Raw genomic sequence first — 21,643 nt, forward strand, 5'->3', positions numbered from 1 at the left:
TTCACAGTCCCATTCCTAGTGCTGATTCAATGGCCGCTATGGCCTTGGCCGTGATTTCTTCCCGCTGGCCGGAACCATCCACGGCGAGCACGATTCCGCGCTCGGAGTATCGCTCAACCACGGCCTGTGTCTCGGTGCGGTAGAGCTCCAGGCGACGCCGGATCACCGGCGCCGTGTCATCGCTGCGGCCCTGCTCCTGCGCCCTGCGGAGCATTCGTGCCACGAGCTCGTCGTCGTCGACCGTCAGTTCGACGACGGCATCGAGCTCCTGCCGCTTGCCGGCGAGAATGCCGTCCAATGCCTCGATCTGTGCCGTCGTGCGGGGATATCCGTCCAGGAGGAATCCTGCCAGGACATCGGCATTGCCAAGCCGCTGCCGGATCATGGCATTGGTGACGTGATCCGGCACGAACTCGCCGCTGTCCATGTACTTGCCGGCTTCGGCTCCGAGTTCCGTCTTTCCTCCGACGTGCGCGCGGAAGATGTCTCCGGTGGAAATGGCAGGTATGCCGAAATGCCCGGCGATGTGCTCAGCCTGGGTACCCTTGCCCGAGCCAGGAGGGCCCATGATGATCAATCGCAAATGTCACCCTCCGTTCGTGAAGCGGTTTTGCGTGCCCCGGCATTGTGGCTAGAGCTTAGCAACTGCGGAGCGCTCGCGGCAGGGCCACGGCAGGCTGCTTCAGACCGTGGCGGGGTCGGTGTTGGCACCGCAGAGGATCACGGCCACGCGTTCCCCTTCTGCCGGAACATACGCTCCGGAGTTCACGGCCGCGAAAGCGGCGGCTGCGCCATGTTCCACGACTATCCGGTACTGCTCCCAGAGCAGCGTGCGTGCCGCGGCGATGTCGTCGTCGGACACCAGGACGGTCCGGACGCCCGTGCGGACGGCCACCTCGAAACCGATCCGGCCGATCTGCCGGGCACCCAGGGAATCTGCGGCGATCCCGGAGACGGCTACGTCAACGGGTGCCCCCGCAGCGAGGGCGGAATACAGGGTGGGAGCATTGTCCGGCTCGACGCCAACAACCCGGGCATGACCTTCGACGGCGGCCGCGATTCCCGCCATGAGCCCGCCGCCTCCAACAGCCACCACGACGGTGTCTATCCCGCCCAGCTGTTCCAGGAGCTCCGAGCCTACGGTGCCGGCGCCGGCGGCAATTTCGGCCTGGTCGTAGGCGTGGCAGTAGACTGCGCCGGTTTCCGCGGCGTAGTCGAGGGCGGCCTCAAACGCTTCGGCGTACTCGGTTCCGCGCTGGACCACCGTGGCTCCGCTGGCCTTGAGCTTCTTGACCTTCACGGCTGGCGCGGTCTCGGGGACAAAAACGGTTGCAGGCACACCGAGTTGCGCCGCGGCATAGGCATTCGCCAGCCCCGCGTTGCCTCCCGAAGCGACCACGATTCCGACATCGTCCTTCAGCTCGCCGCGTTCCCGGGCGGCCAGCACGCGGTTGAAGGCACCCCTCGCCTTGAACGTCCCCGTGTGCTGCATGAACTCGCATTTGAACCACAACTGCCCCGGCACCGTCCCGGCGTCCGCCTCGAAAACGGGTGTGCGGCGGATCTTCCCCGCAATCCGGGCGGCAGCTTCATCGACGTCGACGCGTGTGATCATGGGAAGTCCTCGTTCCGTGCGGTCCGATCATGGGCAGGCGCTAAGCCTCAGGCTATCGCGTGCCGCGTTTAGAAGGACTCGACGTCGGCCGTTCCGAGCTGCTGCCGGCGAGCCTGGCGGTTCCGCCACCAACGGCGGGCGAGGTCCACTGCGGCCCAGATTCCGGCGAGGGGAGACAGCACAACCACGCCGTAGATGAAGATCATCCACGTCAGGATGGCCAAGGGCGGCTGCCCTCCGCTCAACCAGGACAACCCGCCGAGCAAGCCGATTGTCCAGAACAAAACCACGCCCACGAGTACGGCTCCCGCCGGAAAATACTCGCTCCTCACAACAGCCATCAGTGTCTCCACCGGCTGCCACCTGCCTTCCATCACCGCACCCGAATAACTTCAGTATGCATCCGAAAAAACGCCGGACACGGTCAGCGCGCGGGCGAAGTGACGAACATAACCGCGGAGGGCGTGTCGCCACGGATTTTGGGGCCTATGTGACGGGTGGAACGGCGGCGTAGTCTGTAAACACGCACGGTTGATAGCTGGAAAAATGGCTCCGAAGAACAACCCGAAAAGTGGTTTGGCCAGGGTCCTGCGAAGGGTCTTCGGATTCTTCGTGGTGAGTGCGGTTTGTGGCGTATTGGCCGCCGGGCTAGTAGTCCCCGGTGTGGCGTCGGCCGGGATGGCCGTGAGCGGTTCGATCGAGTACTTCGACAACCTGCCGGGTGATCTGGTGGTCAACGCGCCGTCACAGTCCACCAAAGTGCTCAGTGCGGACGGAAAGACAATCGCCACCTTCTATGCGGAGAACCGGGTGAGGGTCAGCCTGGACCAGATGTCGCCCTACATCAAGGATGCGATCGTCGCCGTCGAGGACAACCGCTTCTATGCGCACGGCGGCATCGACCCCCAAGGCATTCTCAGGGCGTTAGCGTCCAACTTCACCAGGGGCACCAACGAGGGTGCGTCGACCCTGACCCAGCAGTACGTGACCAACGTACTCAACGAGTCCCGTTTGGCGGCGGGCCAGACCGGACAGGTGGTGCTGAGCGGTCAGAAAACCCTGGGTGACAAGGTGCGCGAAATGAAACTCGCCGTCGAACTCGAGAAGAAATTCACGAAGGGCCAGATCCTGGAGGGCTACCTCAATATCGTGTTCTTCAACCGGGACGCGTACGGCATCGAAGCCGCGGCGCGGCACTTCTTCAGCGTGTCCGCGAAGGACCTGAGCCTGCCACAGGCGGCCCTGCTCGCCGGCCTGGTCAACAGTCCCAGCTACTACGACCCATCCGTCCATCCGGACAACTCCATCAAACGGCGCAACCTGGTATTGGCCGACATGCTCGCCCAGCACAAGATCCAGCAGGCAGCCTACGCGGCCGCCGTCGCTACTCCCCTCAAGCTCAACATCACACCGGGGAAGCAGGGCTGCGCCGCCGCGGACATGGCCGTGTACTTCTGCGACTACATCTCGCACCTCGTCCTCAACGATCCCGCGTACGGTGCCAGCGTCACGGACCGGGAACAGCTTCTGTACCGCGGCGGCTTGACGATCACCACCACCTTGGACAGCCGCTTGCAGTCAGTGGCACAGCCGCAGGTCGATGCCACGGCAGGGGCGAATCCGGACAAATGGGGCGCCTCCTTGGTCTCAGTGCAGCCCGGCACTGGCAAGATCCTGGCCATGGCACAGAACACGGTGTTTCTTGCCGAGCCCGGCAAATTCGATACCCAACTCAACTTCAACGTTGATGCCGTGGACGCCAACGGCAATGACCTCAACGGAGCCGGAGGCTTCCAGCCAGGTTCCGCCATGAAGCCGTTCACTTTCACGGAGTGGCTCAACGAGGGCAAGTCCATGACCACAGTGGTGGACGCGTCGCGGAGAGTCTATCCACTCGGATTCCCTTGGAGGGACAGCTGCGGGAGGGTACTGGGCGGATACAGCACAGCCCAGGAAATCGCGGGCCTTGGCACAGCTGACGATCTCCGAAACAACGACGAGGGATACTACCGCCCGATGCCCGTCAACTACGGGCTCTACAACTCCATCAACACCGCAACCTTTGCGGAGGCGACCCAACTGGACTTCTGCGGCATCCAGAAAGTGGTGGATGCGGTGGGTCTCCACAGCGGAGTGGACAACGCACCCGTGAACATGCACCAATTGGGCAACCTCCTCGGCGGCACCGAAATATCGCCGCTGGTGATGGCCGACGCCTTTGCCACATTCGCCAACGACGGCACGTACTGCGCGCCGATCGCGATTGTGGGCATCACGGATCCATCCGGCGGGAAGCTGCCCGCCCAAGCCAGTTCATGCCACCCGGCCATCAAGCCCGATGTTGCCCGCGGCGTCAGCTCCGTGCTCCAGGACGTCCTGAAACGGGGATCCGGCATCTACATCCAACCGAAGGTTCAGGACCTGTTCCCCACCGCTGCGAAAACGGGAACAAACAACAGCAACGGCTCCACCTGGGTGGTCGGATACACCACCGGGCTCGCCACGGCGTCCTTCTTCGGCGACACCATGGCAGGACAGAGCCGGGCCGGACAGAACGTCACCATCAACGGCAAGTTCTACACCGCCGTCGACGGTTACATGCTGGCCGGGCCGCAGTGGGCCAACTACATGACGCAAGTGGCCGGACTCTACCCGACGGCCGCCTTCCCGGCGCCGCCCGCGTCGATGGAGGGGACGCCGACGCCGCGTCCTTCCCGGTGAGCTTCAGAACTCCTGTCCGGTAGCACGGATCATTACTTCGGAGACGTCGACGCCGGGTGGCTGGGCGAGTGCCCAGAGCATGGTTCCTGCCACAGACTCAGGCGCGATGGCGGCGTCGGGAGCGTCCTTCCACAAGGGAGTGTCCACATGGCCGGGGGCGATGTGCAGCACCCGGACACCTGTTCCCACGAGCTGCTGACGGAGTGATTCGGCGTAGCCGGTCACTGCCCATTTGGTGGCCGTGTAGAGGTTTCCGGGGTACACCTTGCGCCCGGCCGTGCTGCCCATGAGCACCATGTGCCCCGGTTGGCCTTGAGCTGCGGCAGGGCGGCCTTGGCCAGTATCGCGGGGCCATAGACATTGGTCAGCACCATGTCCCGCCATCGTTCGGGGTCGCCGTCGGCAAGGTCCCCAGGGGCGGAGAAACCGGCGTTGGCCACCGCGACGTCAATTCCGCCCAGGAAGTCCACTGCCGCAGCGACCGCGCCACGGGTCCGTTCCCAGTCCCCGGCGTCCGCCACCATCCCGCCCACGTGCCCCAGCCCGGAGCACGACTCAAGGAACGCTGCCAGCCGCCCTGCGTCGCGCCCGGTGGTGAAAACGGAGTGGCCGGCGCGGAGAGATTCCCGGACCAGGGCGGCACCGATCCCGCTGGTGCCGCCCGTCACGATGATGCGCACTATGCTCGCGTTCCCATCAGGAAGGATCCGCGATCCCGATGTAGCGGGTTTCCAAGTATTCCTCGATGCCTTCGGTGCCACCTTCGCGGCCCAGGCCGGACTGCTTGACGCCTCCGAACGGGGCCGCGGGGTTGGACACGATGCCGGTATTCAACCCGAACATGCCCACGTCGACCTTCTCGGAGAGCCGGATGCCGCGGTTAAGGTCCCGCGTGTAGGCGTAGGCCACCAGCCCGAATTCGGTGTCGTTTGCCAGGGCGATCGCCTCGGCCTCTGTGCTGAAGCTGACCACGGGCGCCACCGGTCCGAAGACTTCTTCCTGCAGGATCCGCGCGGTGGACGGCACGTTCTTCAGCACCGTGGGCGGGTAGAAGTAGCCCTCACCATCCGACGGCGCGCCCCCGGTAAGTGCCGTGGCTCCCCCGGCGACGGCGTCCTGCACCAGTTCATCCACCTTGGCACGGCTCTTGGCGTCGATGAGAGGCCCAATGTTGGTGCCCTCGGCCGAGCCGCGGCCGAGCCTGAGGGAACCCATACGGTCCGCGAGGCCCTGGCTGAATTGAAGGGCCAGCGACTCGTGGACAATAAAGCGGTTGGCCGCCGTGCAGGCCTCGCCCATATTCCGCAGCTTGGCCAGCATGGCTCCGTCCAACGCCGCATCCAGGTCCGCGTCCTCGAACACCAGGAAGGGTGCGTTGCCGCCCAGTTCCATGGAGGTCCGTAGCACCTGGTGGGCGGAGTCGGCGATGAGCTGCCGGCCCACTCCGGTGGAGCCCGTAAAGGACAATTTCCGCAGCCGGCTATCCCGGATCAACGGTCCGGTCACATCGCCGGGGCGCGTGGTGGGGATGACATTCAGGACCCCGGCAGGCAGGCCGGCTTCCTGGAACACCTCGGTGAGCAGCAGGGCCGTCAGCGGCGTCAGGTTGGCCGGTTTAAGCACCATGGTGCAGCCTGCGGCCACGGCCGGCGCGATCTTGCGGGTGGCCATGGCCAGTGGGAAGTTCCACGGCGTGATGAACAGGCACGGACCCACCGGTCGCTTGGTCACCAGAAGCCGGGACTTACCATCCGGCGCCGTGGAATAGCGGCCCGAGATACGCACGGCTTCCTCGGAAAACCATCGTAGGAACTCGGCGCCATAGGCCACTTCACCCCGCGATTCTGCCAGTGGTTTGCCCATTTCCAGGGTCATGGCCAGGGCAAAATCGTCGGCACGCTCGGTGACCAGCTCGAAGGCGCGACGCAGGATCTCGCCGCGTTCGCGCGGCGGCGTCGCAGCCCAGCTGTCCTGGACCCGGGCTGCGGCGGCCAGTGCGCGCTCGCCGTCGGACGGTGAAGCGTCCGCGATCCAAGCCAGCGTGGCGCCCGTGGAGGGGTCCTCGACGGCGGAGGTGGCGCCGTCGGACGCGTCGATCCATTCGCCGTCGATGAACAGCTGCTTCGGCAGTGTTGCGATGAACGCGACTTCCGAGTCCGTCACGGTCGGGTAGCTCGCGGTAGGGGCAAGGGTGTTTTCCACTTACAGTGCTTTCTCGAGGATCGTGCGGATTTCGACGGCGGTGGGCGGCACCGGCGTGTTGTTGATAACGGCATCGGCCAGGGTGTCTTCCACGAGCGAATCCAGATCCGCCGGGGTGACGCCGAAGTCAGTCAATCGAGCCGTCATCCCGACTTCCCGGGCCAGGGCAGCGACCGCGGAGACGGCAGACTCGGCGTTGGCCTCGACGGTGGCGGCCGTGTCCCCTACGCCCAGCGCGAAGGCCAGGCGGGCAGTCCGGTCCAGGCGGTTGCGGAGGTTCAGCCGGAGCACGTCCTCGATCACCAGGCACAGCGCCAGGCCGTGCGGGATGTTGAAGCGGCCGCCCAGCGGGTGCGCAATGGCGTGGACCAAGCCGAGGCCCGTGTGCGAGAAGCCGACCCCTGCGATGTGCGAAGCCAGGAGCAGCTGCGATCGGGCCTCAAGGTCCGATCCGTCAGCCACTGCGCGGGGCAGGAACTCGGCCACCATGGACACCACTTGGAGGGCGATACCGTCCGAATAAGGGTTCCGGCGGATGGAGGAGTACGACTCGATCGCGTGGGTGAGCGCATCCATTCCGGTGGCGGCGGTCGCCTTTGGCGGCAGTCCGAGCGTCAGCTCGGGGTCGAGGACGGCGGCCTTGGGCAACGCGGATTCGTGGCCCACGTAGAACTTCCGGTGGGCCTCGACGTCGGTGACCACACCGAAGGCGTTGACCTCGGCGCCGGTGCCGGCCGTGGTCGGAACAGCCACGATGGGCAGCGCCGGGTTGGCGAAGTGGTTGCTGTAGTCCAGGCCTGCACCGCGGGCCGGGTTCACGGCTCCCAGGGAGATCCCCTTGGCCGCGTCCATGGACGAGCCGCCGCCCACGGCGACGAGGACGTCCACTCCGGAGGACGCTGCCAGGTCCGAGCCCGCATCGACGCAGGTGGTGGTCGGGTTGGGGGTGACGCCGTCGAATACGGTGACGCCCAGTCCGGCCGCCTCAAGCGAGGCGCGGACGGCAGCCACGACGTCGGTGGTGGCGAGGAACGGGTCCGTGACGATCAGCGCCGACTTGGCACCGATCGCGGCCACGATCCTGCCCACCTCGGTGACCTTGCCCCGGCCGAAGTAGGCCGTCGGTTTCGGGTCCAGGGTCAGTTCCGTGGAGGCCAGCTCCGCGTGGACCTGCATCCGGGTATGCATCTCAGGCTCCTTCTGCTGCGGCACCGGAGCCGGTCCGCAGCTGCACGCCGATGGCGTCTTCGTAGAGTTTTACGGGGGTCATTTCTCCGGCTTTGTCGCCGTAGAGGGCCTTGGCCCGGCGGTAAAGCTGCTCCACGAGGGAAGACAGTTCCACGGGGACCCCCACGGAACGGGCGAGGTCCACGGAGAGGCCGAGATCCTTGCAGGCCAGGGCGATCGCGAAGCCTTCGTCGTAGTCGCCGTGGTTCAGTATGGACAGGACATCGTTCTGGACGAAGTTCGAATTGGCCGGGCTTGCAATGAGGGCCTGCCGTAGGACTTCCAGGTCCACGCCTGCTTTCACTCCGGTGCTCAGGACCTCTGCGGTGGCTACGAGGTGGGAGAACCACAGCTGATTGATCATGAGCTTCACGGCGTAGCCTGCTCCGTGGCCGCCCACGTGCAGGATCCGCTCGGGATCGCCCATTGCCTCGAACACCGGGCGGAGGCGCTCGACGTCGGCGGCCTCGCCGCCGACGAAGATCTGCAGCATGCCGTTCGCTGCGCCCACGGACATCCCGCTCACGGGCGCGTCCAGGACGCGGAGGCCGCGGGCCTCGCCTGCTTCGCGGACCCGGTTCGCCACCTCCGGAACAGAAGTGGACATGTCCACCCATGTCCCGCCGTCGGGCAGTCCTTCAAGGATGCCTCCCAGGCCCATGGCGACGGATTCAACGTGCTTTGGTGTCGGGAGCATAGTGATCACGACGTCGGAGCCGGCGGCGACTGCCGCTGCGGTGTCCGCCCACTCGGCGCCATTGGCGAGGAGTTCGGCGGCGGATTCCTTGCGGACGTCGTTGACAACCAGATGGAAGCCGGCGGCCTGGAGGTTTCGGGTCATGCCGGAGCCCATGTTGCCGAGCCCGATGAAACCGATGCGGGCGGTTCCAGGGGTGAAGGGCGATTCGGGTGAAGCCGCCCCTGCGGCAGGGGCGTGGGTTGTTGCTGTCATCTCAAGTCTCGATTCCGGAAGTCAGGCGTCATCCAGGGCTGCGTCGCCCAGGTTGATCCACGTGGTTTTCAGGGCGGAGTAGGCGTCCAGGGCGTGCAGGGAACGGTCCCTGCCGAAGCCGGACTCCTTGAAGCCGCCGAAGGGCGTGATGATGTCTGCGACGTCGAAGGTATTCACCCAAACTGTGCCGGCGCGCAATTCGCGGGCCACGGTGTGTGCCTTCGTGATGTCCTGCGTCCAGACGCTTGCGGCGAGCCCATACTTGCTGTCGTTGGCCATCCGGACGCCCTCCGCGGCGCCGCGGAAAGTGCTGACAGCCAGGACCGGCCCGAAGATTTCCTCTTGCCCGATGCGTCCGGAGTTGTTGACCCTGTCCAGGACCGTGGGCTCCAGGTAGTAGCCGTTTTCGACGTCGGGCGGACGGATCCGGGTACCTCCGCTGGCAACGGTGATGCCCTCGGATTCAGCGATGCGGTAGTAGCCCAGGATGCTCTCCAGCTGCCGGTCGTCGACGATTGCGCCGATCTGCGTTGCAGGGTCCAGCGGGTCGCCGAGTTGCAGGGAACGGCCCACCTTGATGACTTCTTCGAGGAGTTCGTCGTGCACACGCTCGTCCACGAGGAGGCGGGAGCCGCCGTGGCAGGTCTGGCCGGCGTTGTAGAAAATGCCCCATGCGACGGCGGACGCGCACGCTGCGATGTCGCCGACGTCGTGCAGCACCACTTGAGGCGACTTTCCGCCCAGTTCCAACGCCACCTGCTTACCGTTGGATTCGGAAGCGTAACGCTGGAAATACTTGCCCACCTCCGGGGAACCGGTGAAGGTGATTTTGTCCACCAACGGATGGCGGCCAAGGGCGGCTCCGGCCACATGTCCCAGTCCGGGAACCACATTGAAGACACCGTCCGGGACACCGGCCTCGGTGGCCAGCTCGGCCAAGCGCAGGGCGCTGAGGCTCGTCTGTTCGGAAGGCTTAAGGACCACGGAGTTGCCGGCCGCCAATGCCGGGGCCACTTTCCAGGCGGAGATGATCAGCGGGTAGTTCCACGGAACGACGGCGCCTATCACGCCGAGCGGTTCTCGCGAGATGATGGCGAGCGCGTTGCGTGGGGTGGGCGCGACGTCGTCGTACACCTTGTCGAGGGCTTCCGCGTACCAACGGAAGGTCCGGGCACAGCTTGGGACGTCGACGGCGAGCGCATCGCTGATCGGGTGGCCGCTGTCCGTGGACTCCAGGAGGGCGAGTTCCTCGAGGTTCTCCAGGATGAGTTCGGAGAGCCGGGTGAGGACCTGTTGGCGGTGGCGCCGGTCGGTCTTGGACCACACGCCGGACTCGAAGGAGCGGTGGGCGCCGACGACGGCGTCGTCAACGTCCTGCTCCCCCGCTGCCGCTACGCGGGCGGTGACCGAGCCGTCGCGGGGCGAGACCGTGGGGAACGTTTCGCCGCTACGGGCGTCGCGGAAGCCGCCGTCGATGTACAAACCGGTTGATGGGCGCTGGGCGCCCGCCCGCTGGATCCAATCATTCTTTGTTGCTGTCATTGCAGGTTCCTTAGACCGAATACTTCTTGACGGCGTCGTAGTCGATGACGGCGCCCAGGCCCGGAAGGTCGGGCACGCGGAGCGCACCGTCGGCGTCGATGTCCAGCGGCTCCATGAAGAAGTCGCGGCGTTCGGGAGTCCAGCCCGGCGGGTCGTAGGGGAATTCCAAGTATGGCCCCGCGTCCACACCGGCGGCTACGTGCAGATTGGCCAGCAGGCCCAGGCCATTGCTCCACGTGTGCGGGGTGAAGAAGCGGTGCTTGAGGTTGGCTGTCTCAGCTACTTGCCGGGCCCGGTACATGCCCACGGCCAGGGCAACGTCCGGCTGGTAGATGTCGTAGGCATCGGCCTCAATGAGGGCCATCATCTCGGGCATGCTGCGGACCATTTCGCCGCCCGAAACCTGGATGCCGGTCTGCTCGCGGACGCGCTGGGCACCCTTGATGTCAGCCTGCGGGAGCGGCTCCTCGAGCCAGCGGACACCCAGTTCGGCCAATTGCGTTGCCAGCTTGTGGACCTTTGCCAGCTCCAGCGCCGGTTCGATGTCCCCGCTCATACGCCACATCTGGTTGAGGTCCACCATGAGGTCGAAATCGCTGCCCACGGCTTCACGGGCCGCACGGACGGATTCCACGCCTTCCTCAAGGTGGTCCCGGGCGATCCTGATTTTCATCGCTTTGAAGCCCCGGTCCTTGGCGGCGAGCGCGGATTCGGCCCGGGCTGCGGGTGCCTTCAGTTCGCCGGAAGAGGCGTAGGCCAGCAGTTTGTTGCGCGCTCCCCCGAAGAGTATGGCCACGGGCAGCTCGGCTACCTTGCCGATGATGTCCCAGAGCGCCGCCTCCAAAGGCCAGTAGCGGCCGCCATGGAAGTTGATGGTTTCGATGCGGCGGACCTGGTTGAGGATAGCCAGCGGATCCGTGCCGATGAACAGGTGCTCGTAGGCCTCGAAGCCGTCCATGGTGTCGCCCGAGCCGACGCCGGTGATTCCTTCGTCTGTTTCCACTTCCACCAGCGTGGCCGGGAACGTGGTGCGCGGTACGGGGTCCCACGCGGCGTTGAAGGGCGGGTCGAGGGGCAGAACCATGCGGGTCAGCCGGATGGCGGTGATCTTCATTGTTGTCAGCCTCGCGGAGTGAAGAAGGGATTGGACGGGACGTTGCGTGCCTCGATGACGGCCGCCGTTGAGGGCAACTGTTGCGCCCCGTTTTCCAGGGCGGTGCGGGCGGACTCGCGGTTGTTTCGGTAGACGGCGTCTTCGTCGTCCGCGCCGGGGTTGACCCAGACGGCGGCGATCACCACGTGGGAATCGGCCTGCTCTGCCGTGACGGTACCGTTCGCCAAGGCATCCGCGACGCCGGCCGCGATGCCTGCCTGTGCGGCGCCCCAAATGAGATTGCCGTGCCGCTCATTGGCGGGAGCCGCTTTGGTGACGAACAAGGTCAACGGCTTGACCGGAAGGGAAGGCCGGAGAACGGCGACGAAGGGGACATGTCCGGCGCTGGGCGTTGCCAAGGCCGTGGCCCAGGCCGTGCCCGCCGGGCCGTCCCTGTGGCCGAGGACCGTGTTCACATGGGCAGCGTTGGGGCCGTCGCCGATGAACGATTCGCCGATCTGCAGGTTCCGTGCTTCTGCCATTACTAGATCAGTCCTTCCGACTTCAGCCAGTCGCTGGCGATCTTGTCAGGATCGTCGCCATCGACGTCGGCCTTGGCATTGAGCTTCTGCATGACCTCGGTGGTGAGTTTCGGGGAAACCTTTGCCATGATGTCCGCGATGGCCGGGTACTTGGCGAGCATGTCCGCCTTGATGGTGAGGGCGCCCTGGTAGATCGGGAAGAACTGCTTGTCGTCCTGCATGACCTGGAGCTTCAGCGCCGAGATGCGGCCGTCCGTTTCGAAGACTTCACCGAAATTGCAGTCCTGGCCCTTCTGGGTGGCGGTGTAGATGACGCCAGTGTCCAGCATGGAGACCCTCGCGTCGGGGCTGAGGCCGTATGCCTTCTTCAGCCCGGGCCAGCCGTCGTCGCGGGTGGAAAATTCACTTTCCATGCAGAAGGTCTGCTCCTTGGCCGGGAGTTTCGCGATGTCGGAAAGGGACTTGATGTTCAGCTCTTTGGCCTTGTCCTCGCGGATGGCGAAAGCATACGTGTTGTTCAGGGGCGCCGGGTCCAACCACGCGATGCCCTTCTTGGCATCGGCGGCCTTTACGGCGTCGAACATTGCCTTCTTGTCCTTGATCGGCGTGGTCTGCTTGTTGTAGGTGATCCAGGATGTGCCCGTGTATTCCCAGTAGCCCGCGAACTGGCCGGTTTCAAAGGCCGTACGGACGTTGGCAGAGCCGACCACCTTGGTGTTGGTGGTGGTCTTGGCGCCGTGGGCGTTGAGTACCTGGCTGGTGATGTTTGAAAGGATGAACTGCTCGGAGAAGTCCTTGGCGCCAATGACGCCGGTCAGCCCGTCAAGCTCGTTGCCTTTGGCCGCGTCTGCGGACGAGCTAGCGGAGCCGCCACATCCGGTGAGGCTCAGGGCGGCGACGACGCCGGTGGCCAGGAGTGCGAGAACTGGTTTCTTCATGTTGGGTCCTTTGCTGGAGTGGGCATGCGCCACTGAGGGAAGTCTTGGAAGGTTCGATGCTTGGGGTTTTGGTTCAGGAGGGTTCTTGATCCCTGGTGTTCAGAGACGGGGAGACTCAGAGGCCCTTGGGTTTGAGCAGGTCTTCGGCCAGCCCCGCGATCCAGTCGATCGTCAGGGCGATGCAGGAGACCACCACGGCACCGGTGATGAGCACGGGCCAACGCTGAAGTTTGAGGCCGTTGACGATCATGTCGCCGAGGCCCCCGGCGTTGATGAAGGTGGCCACCGTGGCCACGCCGACGCAGAACACCAGGGCGGTGCGTAGGCCGGCCACGATCACCGGGATTGCAAGAGGAAGTTCGATCCGGGTGAGGACTTGGAGGGGGTGCATGCCCATTCCCCGGGCTGCTTCTGTGAGGCTCGAGTCCACTTGTTCCAGGCCCACCAGGGTGTTCCGCAGGACCGGCAGGACGGAGTAGGCCACCAATCCGACGAGGGCCACTTCGAATCCGAGTTTCCAGACAATGGCCAACAGGATCACCAGGCCGATTGCCGGAGTGGACTGGCCAACGTTGGCGATGCCGAACACCACCGCGTGGACGGTCCTTGAGCGGATACGACTCAGCGCGATGCCGGCCGGGATGGCAATGACGGCAACGATCGCTGACGCGACAACCGTCAACCGCAGGTGTTCGAAGGTGCGGTCCTGAAGGTATTGCCAGTTCAGGGTCCGTTGTTCGATTGAGTCCAAGGAAAGCGACCCGAGCCACAAGAACAGTGCGAGCAACGCGAGGACGATGACAAGCGGTGTGCCCCAGCGCTTGACGGAGAAGTACTTCCCGCGCCGGTTGGATGCTGTTCCGAAGGCAGTTGCAAGATCCAAGGTGGCTTGGGCTGTCACGGCCGGGCTCCGCTCAACGTTCCGCCGGCCAACGCGTCCGGAAGGACTTCGGCCCCCAGGACGGCGGAGATCTTCTGGATGTCGATGGAGCCGACGGCCCGGCCTTCCCCGTTGACTACGGCCACCGGGGTCCCGCCGGAGAGGACCAGAGCATCCAGCGCGTCACGGAGCGAGTCGGTGAGGCTGACCTCGATGGCACCGCGGATGGCGACAGTGGGGCCGAGCGTGGCTTGGTTCACCGGGATCAGTCCCAGCCGTTTGAGGGCTGCGCCGTGTCCGACAAACTGCGAGACATAGTCGTTGGCGGGATTTGCCAGGATGTTTGCCGGGGTGTCGAATTGCTCAATCTGCGAGCGCTCGGAAAGGACGGCGATGCGATCGCCGAGCCGGACCGCTTCATCGAAGTCGTGGGTGACGAAGACAATTGTCTTGCTCAGCTTTTCCTGCAGGCGGAGGAATTCGCTCTGCAGCTTTTCGCGGGTGATGGGGTCCGTTGCACCAAAAGGCTCGTCCATGAGCATGACGGGTGGATCCGCAGCCAGGGCCCGCGCCACGCCTACCCGCTGTTGCTGGCCTCCGGATAGCTGGCGCGGGTAACGGGAGGCGAACACCTTGGGGTCAAGTTCGACGACGGAGAGCAGCTCTTCGACGCGGGCTTGGGTTTTGTTCTTGTCCCAACCGAGCAGCTTGGGGACCACGGAGATGTTCTCGGCGATGGTCATGTGCGGGAAGAGGCCGATTTGCTGGATCACGTAGCCGATCCGTCGGCGGAGCTCGTTGGGGTTCAGGGAAAGGATGTCTTCGCCGTCGATAGTGATCGATCCCGACGTCGGCTCAATGATTCGGTTGATCATCTTCATGGTGGTGGTCTTGCCGCAGCCCGAGGGGCCGACGAACATGATCAGCTCGCCGGGGGCGATGTCCATGGAGAAGGAATCGACGGCAGGTCCGGCCTGGCCGGGGTAGGTCTTGGTGACGTCTTTGAGGACGATCCGGGCGCCGGCAGCCGGACGCGAGATTGTTTCAGACACGAAGTCCCCTTGAGGTAGTGAGGCGGCGGATGGCGACGAACGCTGCATCCAGCAACAGGGCGAGAACAATGACGCCGACGGTTCCAACGACGGCGAAGTTGAGGGCATTCTTTGAACCAAGGCTGGACAGGCCTTTGAAGATCATTCCGCCCAGGCCCGGTCCGCCCACATAGGCGGCAATGGCGGCGATTCCCATGGAGAGCTGCGCGGAGACCCGCACGCCGGTGAGTACCACGGGCCACGCCATGGGCAGCTGCACCTGGAACAGCGTCTTTACTGTTCCCATCCCCATTCCGAGGGCGGATTCGGAGACGGCGGGTGGGACCTCGCGCAGTCCAACAACGGTGTTGCGGATGATGGGCAGCAGCGCGTAAAAGGCGAGCCCCACGATGGTGGGGGTCCAACCCAGGCCCAACACCGGAATGAGCAGCGCCAAGAGGGCCATGGAAGGGATAGTCAGGCCGACGCCTGCGCCGGCAATGGCGACCGAGCGGCTAATCGGTTTGTTCCAGACAAGCACTCCGATGCCGACGCCGACTACCGTGGCGATCAGCAGGGAAACCAAAACAACCACAAGATGCTGGGTGGCGGATTCGGCGATATCTGCCGATCTCTTTGTGAGGAACAAACCGAAGTCCGAGAAGAACGAGTCGTTCAACGTGATCCTCCTTTTCACTTCGTCGGGTCAAGGATGAGGACTCACAACTGCGTGAGCCATGCCACAACCGTATGAGGCGAGTTCCCTTTTGCGCAATGCAAGTTGTTGATATGTCAACTAGACATTGCTATGGTCGTTTTGTGAGTGACTCAAATGCTTCCGCCGCCACCCGTCCTGCGCGGCGCAATTCATCAGGCCTGCGGCGCGATCTGGAGCTCCTGGAAATCCTGGGATCCCCGGAGTCGGTTGCCGCCTCTGGACTAGGCGTGAGCAAGGTCGCCGAAATTGCAGGCCGCGACAAGGCCCAGGTATCCCGGACGCTTGCCACCCTTGCAGAGGCCGGCCTGGTCGACAGGGACCCGGATAGCCTGCTGTACAGCCTCGGATACGGGCTTTACGCCTTGGCCGCGCGGACCGCCGAGGCCAGGATGGTCAGCGTCTCCACCCCGTTCCTCAAGCGCGTCTCCGCAGCCACCCACGAAACCACGCACCTCTGCGTGCTGCGTGGCGGCACGGTGCTGACCCTGAAGAGCGAGATGTCCAACCACACATACAGGGCACTTGGCTGGGAAGGCGTCAGCGTGGACGCCTGGGGCACATCCTCCGGGCGGGTGCTGGTCAGCGACTGGGATGCCACAGCCCTACGCGATTGGTATGACACCAACGCCGCCAAAGCCTCGGAATTGCAGGATCTCTCCCCCTTGGCGTTGGAAGCAGGGCAAGGCCAACCCGGTCACCGGCCCAACAAGATCCAGAGCTTCGAGGACCTTCGCACCGAAATTTCCCTGATTCGCCGACGCGGTTATGCAGTAGTTGACGAAGAGTTCGAACTCGGGGTGGTGGGCGTTTCAGCCCCCGTCTACGACTTCAAGAAGCGGATCGTGGCGGCATTCAATGTCAGCGCCCCGAAACAGCGCTTCGGCCGCCACCTGGAGCAGGCCGGGGCTCTGGCGGCGAAAGTGGCGATGGAGTTCTCGGTGTCATTGGGGGCGCCGGTTGCGTAGGCGGTATTACTGATCGAGTAGGGCGTCCCTGTCGACGCCCAGAAGGGCCGAGGCGAGGCTGGCGATCAAGTCAAGCACGTCGTCGCTGCTCGCGATCCCGGCAAGGACGTCCATGACCAGGCCGTCCTCCTGGGCGACGAGGGCACGGGCGATCTTCGCCGGGGCAAGTACCGGAAAGAACTCACCGGCCCGCACACCCTCGTCAATGACCCTTTCGTAGATCAGTTGTTGGGCGCTGGTGAGTTCCTCCTGAATCCGCCGGTGCTCCGGGTCCCTGAGTGAGTGGGGCCAGTATTCGTAGGGTATCCGGGAGACATCATCGTCCAGCCCCGCGGTGGTTCCTGCCCGGATAACCGCGGCGAGGCGGACAGTCGGGCTCATGTCGGCGCTTACCGCCTCCGACAGTTTTGCAAGAAGGCGGTCGGAGGAGGCCTTGACTGCAGCGGCCGTGATGTCGGCAAGGCTCCCGTAGTAGTACAGGACGGCATTGGCGGCCATACCTGCCTCCGCCGCAATTGCACGAAGCGTCGCGCCTTCCGCGCCGTCACGAGCGGCCACAGCCTGCGCCGCTGCAACGATCTCCCGGCGGCGTACTTCCCTTTTGCTGAGACCTGCCATTGCCATCCCCCTGCTTCGATGCCTATTGACAACCAGCCTAATCGAGTATTGAATGTCATTCAAATTTGAATGTGATTCAAATAACTTTTGATTCAATGAAGGAGTCACCATGCCACATCCCCTTCCACCGCCCACCGCGCCACCCCTCGCCCTTCCCGCCGTTACTGCGGGCAAAGGACTGAAGGCCGGATCGATCGGCATCGGCCCCACAGTGGCATTGGGACTTGCCGCAGTGGCACCGGCCTACAGCCTTGCCGTAACCCTCGGTTTCGTTGTCCTGGCAGTGGGGACGAGCACGCCCGCCGCGTTCCTTCTAGGGTTCCTGCCCATCTTGTTCACGGCTTTCGCGTTCCGGGACCTCAACCGGGAAATGCCCGACTGCGGCGGGGTTTTCGTGTGGATCTCTCGAGTGTTCGGGCCGTGGGCCGGATGGTTTTTCGGTGGCTGGGTACCCCAGATCGCCACCTTCATCGCCAGCGCGGCCCTGGCCCAGGTTGCCACAACGTACCTCCTGACCTTTCTGGGGCTGGGCTGGGCGGCCTCCCAACCGGTAATCGTCGTCGCCATTGCATGCGGGCTGATCGCCCTCAGTGCTGTTGTGGCAGCCCGGGGAATCGAACTATCCGCATGGCTCCAGTACGCCCTGATTGCCCTGCAGCTGGTTGCCCTGGGCGGGTTCTGCATTGGAGCCTTTATCGCCATGGGCGCCGGCAGTTCAGTAGCCGGTGCGGAGACACCGGTCCTGGACTGGTTCAATCCCTTTGCCTCCGGCGATCTCTCCAGGCTGGTCCACGGCGTCATTCTGTGCCTCTTCATCTATTGGGGCTGGGACGCGCTTATAGCCGTGAATGAAGAAACTACAGACCGCAAAGGCACCCCCGGGCGGGCCGTGGTCATCACCACGGTAATCCTGCTGCTCTTCTACGTCGTGACCGCAACAGCTGCCGTCGGATTTGCCGGGACCAAAGGCATCACGGATCCTACAACCGTCTCAGACGTCCTGTCAGTCCTTGGCCCCCAAGCTACGGGTGGCCTCTTCGGCCAGGTCATCATCCTCGCCGTTGGCCTCTCGGCATTGGCGGCCCTGATGACGGTCGCGATCAGCAATCCCCGGTCCTGGCTCAGCATGGGCACCTACGGCGCGCTGCCCGCAGCAACGACAAAGATGCACACGTCCAGGGGGACCCCAACTAAGTCAATCACCTGGTGGGCCGTCCTGAGCATTGGCGTGACAGTGGTGCTGGCATCGATCAGTGCCGACTTCATCGGCCTGGCCATCCTTTCAGTCGGCCTGATGATCGCCGCATACTACGCCGCGACGGCCCTGGCCTGTGTTGTGTACTTTGCTCCCCAGATGCGCACCTCGGCGTCCGCCCTTTTACTCAAGGGCATCCTGCCTGGCCTTGGAGCGCTCTTGATGATGGGGGCTTTTTTATACAGCGCCATCGACATGTTGTCCCCCGAATACGCCGGGCTTTCCTGGCTCGGCATCGGAACGGTGTTCTGGATCGGAATCGGCGCCATGGCCCTGGGGGTTCTGGTCATTGCCATCATCTGTCCCAGGCTCCGTGCGTACTTTTCCGGGCAAACGATCCCCCGGGGAACCTTCTCCACCCGAAACGAATTGCAATCCATCCTGAGCAGCGAAACCGAGGCATAAATGCGAGTCCTATCCATAGCGGCAATCCAAACGAAGCCCGTTCCCTACGACGTCGAAGCAACCTGGGAACGGTTCGCCGCCCAGGCCGAAACCGCCAAAAGCCTAGGTCCCGAAGTCGACGTCATCGTCGCACCCGAACTGCTGCTCGCAGCACCCGGGGAATTCCTGATCCCGGACCCGGACGGCGAGACCCGTTCCGCCGGACCCATCCCAAGCGGGCTCACCAACCGCATTTCCGAACTGGCCCGCCGTCTGGGGGTCTGGCTCGTGCCCGGATCGCTCCTGGAGACCGACGGTGGAAACACCTACAACACCGCAATCGCGGTTTCCCCCGAAGGCGAGATCGTGGCCCGATACCGGAAGCTCTTCCCGTGGCGCCCGTTCGAATCCACCACGCCCGGCGACTCGTTCGTGACTTTCGACATCCCTGACCGCGGACGGGTGGGCCTCGCCATCTGCTTCGATGGGAGCTTTCCGGAAGTATCGCGGCAACTGGCATGGCTTGGAGCAGAAGTCATCATCCAGCCCACCCTGACCACAACCCGGGACAGGGAAATGGAAATCGTGATGTCACGGGCCAACGCCTTCGCAAACCAGGTGTACGTGGTCAATGTCAACGGCGCGGACCCATCTGCAGTGGGCGAAAGTGTCATCGTGGACCCGGAGGGCACCATCATGCAGCAAGCGAGGGGAGGCGAAGAAATCCTCTACGCCGTCCTTGACCTCGACCGGGTTACGCAGGTCCGGCGCTACGGCACACTCGGCATCAACAGGCCGTGGGCCCAACTCCAGGACCAACAAGGAATCCTGTCCTACCCCATGTTCGGCGGAGCGCATTTCCAACCCCCGGCGTGGAGCGCAGCGGACCTGGACAATTCACGCGCGAACCAATTCAGCGCACCGTCTCTCTAGGGACCATACCGATTACAGAAGCCCGCGCGCCCCCGCCCACCCGGGGGTACGCGGATTTCCTGTGAGTTTCGGAAGAGTTCGGCTACCCGCAATTGAACCTGTCGTGAACGTTTCCGCGGTGAGGCCCAATCGGCAAGACGAGGACCCTCCCCACAACAAGAATCATCCGGGGACGCATTTTCGATCGATAAGAACGCAATAGCGAAGGGTCTTACATTGATGAAGACAGCCAAGAAAAACAGGCTTGCCACAGCAGCGGTCCTGGGGGCCGTGCTGATGGCCGGATCCGCGGTGGCGCCGGCGATGGCCGACGACGCTTCACGCGGCGGCCAGGACGTCCAGGGCCAGCCGGGATCAGACAGCAGCAAGGGCCAGGGTGGCCAGGGCGAAACATCGAAGCATGTCCTGCTGCTTTCGGTGGACGGCCTCCACCAGAAGGACCTGGATTCGTACGTCAAGAACCACCCGACGTCGGCACTGGCGTCGCTGGTCAACCACGGCACCAGCTACACGCATGCCCAGACTCCCGTGCCTTCGGATTCCTTCCCCGGCATGGTGGGCCAGTTGACGGGCGGCAATCCCGGGACCACCGGCGTCTACTATGACGACACCTTCAACAGGGCACTCCTGCCCGCGGGCACAACGGATTGCAAGAACACCGCGCCCGGCGCCGAAGTGGCCTTCACCGAAGCCGCAGACAAGAACCAGAACTCCCTCGACGCCGGCCAGGGCCTGCCCGGGCTTCCGGGCAGCATCCTGAACATGACGGGACAGCCCGGCTCACTCCTTGACCCGGCCGCCCTCCCGGTTGACCCGGCAAGCTGCAAGCCGGTCTACCCGCACCAGTACTTGAAGGTAAACACGGTCTTCGAAGTGGCGAAGAGCGCCGGCCTGACCACGGCGTGGTCGGACAAACACCCGGCCTACGAAATCCTGAACGGCCCTTCTGGCAAGGGCCTGGATGACCTGTTCACCCCGGAAATCAACAGCAAGGCCGCCGCTCCCTTCACTGGCGACTGGACGCAGGACAACGCCGCAACCCAGCAGTACGACGGCTACAAGGTCCAGGCCGTCCTGAACGAAATCGATGGCAAGGACCACTCCGGCACCAAGACAGCCGCAGTACCGGGCATCTTCGGGATGAACTTCCAGGCCGTCTCGACGGCACAGAAGCTCCCGACGTCGGACGGCCTCACCGGCGGCTACCTTCAGGGCGGCACCGTTCCCGGCCCGCTCTTGAGCAAAGCCCTGGACTTCGTCAACGCTTCTGTGGGGAAGTTCGAGTCCGCACTGGCCGCTTCCGGCCACGCCAAGGACACCACAGTGATCCTTTCTGCAAAGCACGGACAGTCCCCGATGGACTCTTCGACGCTGACGAGGGTCCCTGACAGCGCAATCATCGACGGCCTGAACGCGGCATGGAAGTCGACCCACCAGGGCTCCGCAGACCTCGTGGCGTTCTCCACCGACGACGACATCATGCAGCTGTGGCTTTCGGACCACTCGCAGGCGGCAGCCCAGTTCGCCAAGGACTACCTGGCAGCGCACTCGGCCGCCGGTAACGACGTCAGCGGTGCTGCCAAGACCGTGACAACCTCGGGGTTGAGCAAGGTCTACGCGGGCAGCGAAGTTGCAAACTACTTCGGCACCAAAACCAGCGACGAACGTTACCCGGACATCCTGGGCATCGCCCAGACCGGCGTGGTTTACACCGGTGGCAAGGCTAAGATCGCCGAACACGGCGGAGCCAGCGCGGACGACCGCGATGTGCCGCTCGTGATCTCCGGCGCGAACGACGAACACGCCCGGACGGTGACCAGCGCTGTCGAGACGACGCAGATTGCGCCGACCATCCTGAAGACCCTTGGCCTGGATCCGAACAAGCTGCAAGCCGTGCAGATCGAGGGGACCAAGGCCCTCCCCCAGCGCTGATCCAGCGCGCTTCAAACACTGGAGGGGTTCCGCGGCCGGGCGGCCGAGGGGCCCCTCCCTTGTGATCATCCGACCTTGGGCTGCACGAAATGGAC

Annotated in this window: 19 protein-coding genes and 1 pseudogene; 5 read left to right on the top strand and 15 right to left on the bottom strand. The window is 64.2% G+C overall.

Going from position 1 to position 21,643, the window contains the following annotated elements; genetic code table 11:
- Position 1: 1 nt before the first annotated feature.
- The 3 genes from NFJ07_RS15880 to NFJ07_RS15890 form a co-directional block, all read right to left on the bottom strand.
- Positions 2–577 (bottom strand): adenylate kinase, encoded by a 576-nt coding sequence (locus tag NFJ07_RS15880; protein ID WP_269995870.1) that lies wholly within the window; start codon positions 575–577, stop codon positions 2–4.
- Between the two features lie 105 nt (positions 578–682).
- On the bottom strand, positions 683–1,615 hold the full coding sequence (locus NFJ07_RS15885) for a threonine/serine dehydratase (RefSeq protein WP_269995771.1): 933 nt from the start codon (positions 1,613–1,615) through the stop codon (positions 683–685).
- A gap of 68 nt (positions 1,616–1,683) precedes the next feature.
- Positions 1,684–1,956 (bottom strand): hypothetical protein, encoded by a 273-nt coding sequence (locus NFJ07_RS15890; RefSeq protein WP_269995773.1) that lies wholly within the window; start codon positions 1,954–1,956, stop codon positions 1,684–1,686.
- A gap of 205 nt (positions 1,957–2,161) precedes the next feature.
- On the opposite strand from NFJ07_RS15890, the gene NFJ07_RS15895 reads away from it, so the two are divergent.
- The gene (locus NFJ07_RS15895) at positions 2,162–4,336 is read left to right on the top strand and encodes a transglycosylase domain-containing protein (protein WP_269995774.1); all 2,175 of its coding nucleotides are present in this window, start codon (positions 2,162–2,164) and stop codon (positions 4,334–4,336) included.
- A 3-nt stretch (positions 4,337–4,339) separates the two neighbouring features.
- Here NFJ07_RS15895 and NFJ07_RS26060 read toward each other — a convergent pair.
- The 11 genes and pseudogenes from NFJ07_RS26060 to NFJ07_RS15955 all read right to left on the bottom strand — a co-directional run bounded on the left by NFJ07_RS26060 (position 4,340) and on the right by NFJ07_RS15955 (position 15,422).
- Positions 4,340–5,097, bottom strand: a pseudogene (locus NFJ07_RS26060) (SDR family oxidoreductase).
- Complete coding sequence (locus NFJ07_RS15910; protein ID WP_269995778.1) at positions 5,033–6,538, bottom strand: NAD-dependent succinate-semialdehyde dehydrogenase; 1,506 nt, start codon at positions 6,536–6,538, stop codon at positions 5,033–5,035. Before NFJ07_RS15910 ends, NFJ07_RS26060 begins: the two are co-directional and overlap by 65 nt.
- Positions 6,539–7,726, bottom strand: a complete 1,188-nt coding sequence (locus tag NFJ07_RS15915; protein ID WP_269995780.1) for an iron-containing alcohol dehydrogenase family protein — start codon at positions 7,724–7,726, stop codon at positions 6,539–6,541.
- 1 nt (position 7,727) lies between these two features.
- Positions 7,728–8,717 carry an NAD(P)-dependent oxidoreductase gene (locus tag NFJ07_RS15920; protein WP_269995782.1) on the bottom strand — a complete coding sequence of 330 codons (990 nt, stop codon included), beginning with the start codon at positions 8,715–8,717 and terminating at the stop codon, positions 7,728–7,730.
- Between the two features lie 21 nt (positions 8,718–8,738).
- The gene (locus NFJ07_RS15925; RefSeq protein WP_269995784.1) at positions 8,739–10,259 is read right to left on the bottom strand and encodes an aldehyde dehydrogenase; all 1,521 of its coding nucleotides are present in this window, start codon (positions 10,257–10,259) and stop codon (positions 8,739–8,741) included.
- 10 nt (positions 10,260–10,269) lie between these two features.
- Positions 10,270–11,373, bottom strand: coding sequence for a mandelate racemase/muconate lactonizing enzyme family protein (locus NFJ07_RS15930; protein WP_269995786.1), 1,104 nt, complete (start codon positions 11,371–11,373; stop codon positions 10,270–10,272).
- A 5-nt stretch (positions 11,374–11,378) separates the two neighbouring features.
- Positions 11,379–11,894, bottom strand: a complete 516-nt coding sequence (gene fae / locus NFJ07_RS15935; RefSeq protein WP_269995787.1) for a formaldehyde-activating enzyme — start codon at positions 11,892–11,894, stop codon at positions 11,379–11,381.
- A gap of 2 nt (positions 11,895–11,896) precedes the next feature.
- Positions 11,897–12,832: a glycine betaine ABC transporter substrate-binding protein gene (locus NFJ07_RS15940; protein ID WP_269995789.1), complete on the bottom strand. Its 936-nt coding sequence runs from the start codon at positions 12,830–12,832 to the stop codon at positions 11,897–11,899.
- Between the two features lie 115 nt (positions 12,833–12,947).
- Positions 12,948–13,733, bottom strand: coding sequence for an ABC transporter permease (locus NFJ07_RS15945; RefSeq protein WP_269995790.1), 786 nt, complete (start codon positions 13,731–13,733; stop codon positions 12,948–12,950).
- On the bottom strand, positions 13,730–14,764 hold the full coding sequence (locus NFJ07_RS15950) for an ABC transporter ATP-binding protein (RefSeq protein ID WP_269995791.1): 1,035 nt from the start codon (positions 14,762–14,764) through the stop codon (positions 13,730–13,732). Before NFJ07_RS15950 ends, NFJ07_RS15945 begins: the two co-directional genes overlap by 4 nt.
- Positions 14,757–15,422 carry an ABC transporter permease gene (locus NFJ07_RS15955; RefSeq protein ID WP_269995793.1) on the bottom strand — a complete coding sequence of 222 codons (666 nt, stop codon included), beginning with the start codon at positions 15,420–15,422 and terminating at the stop codon, positions 14,757–14,759. The genes NFJ07_RS15950 and NFJ07_RS15955 overlap by 8 nt, the downstream gene beginning before the upstream one ends.
- A gap of 140 nt (positions 15,423–15,562) precedes the next feature.
- On the opposite strand from NFJ07_RS15955, the gene NFJ07_RS15960 reads away from it, so the two are divergent.
- Positions 15,563–16,426, top strand: a complete 864-nt coding sequence (locus NFJ07_RS15960) for an IclR family transcriptional regulator (protein ID WP_269995794.1) — start codon at positions 15,563–15,565, stop codon at positions 16,424–16,426.
- 6 nt (positions 16,427–16,432) lie between these two features.
- Here NFJ07_RS15960 and NFJ07_RS15965 read toward each other — a convergent pair whose 3' ends face one another.
- On the bottom strand, positions 16,433–17,044 hold the full coding sequence (locus tag NFJ07_RS15965; RefSeq protein ID WP_269995795.1) for a TetR family transcriptional regulator C-terminal domain-containing protein: 612 nt from the start codon (positions 17,042–17,044) through the stop codon (positions 16,433–16,435).
- Between the two features lie 109 nt (positions 17,045–17,153).
- Here NFJ07_RS15965 and NFJ07_RS15970 point away from each other — a divergent pair, with 109 nt between their 5' ends.
- The 3 genes from NFJ07_RS15970 (at position 17,154) to NFJ07_RS15980 (ending at position 21,548) form a co-directional block, all read left to right on the top strand.
- On the top strand, positions 17,154–18,704 hold the full coding sequence (locus NFJ07_RS15970; RefSeq protein WP_269995796.1) for an APC family permease: 1,551 nt from the start codon (positions 17,154–17,156) through the stop codon (positions 18,702–18,704).
- On the top strand, positions 18,705–19,616 hold the full coding sequence (locus NFJ07_RS15975) for a carbon-nitrogen hydrolase family protein (RefSeq protein ID WP_269995797.1): 912 nt from the start codon (positions 18,705–18,707) through the stop codon (positions 19,614–19,616). It abuts the gene before it with no gap.
- A 219-nt stretch (positions 19,617–19,835) separates the two neighbouring features.
- Positions 19,836–21,548 carry an alkaline phosphatase family protein gene (locus tag NFJ07_RS15980; protein WP_269995798.1) on the top strand — a complete coding sequence of 571 codons (1,713 nt, stop codon included), beginning with the start codon at positions 19,836–19,838 and terminating at the stop codon, positions 21,546–21,548.
- Positions 21,549–21,643 lie beyond the last annotated feature (95 nt).

The organism is Arthrobacter sp. B2a2-09, assembly GCF_027587375.1.
In the GTDB taxonomy this organism is placed as follows: Bacteria; Actinomycetota; Actinomycetes; order Actinomycetales; family Micrococcaceae; genus Arthrobacter.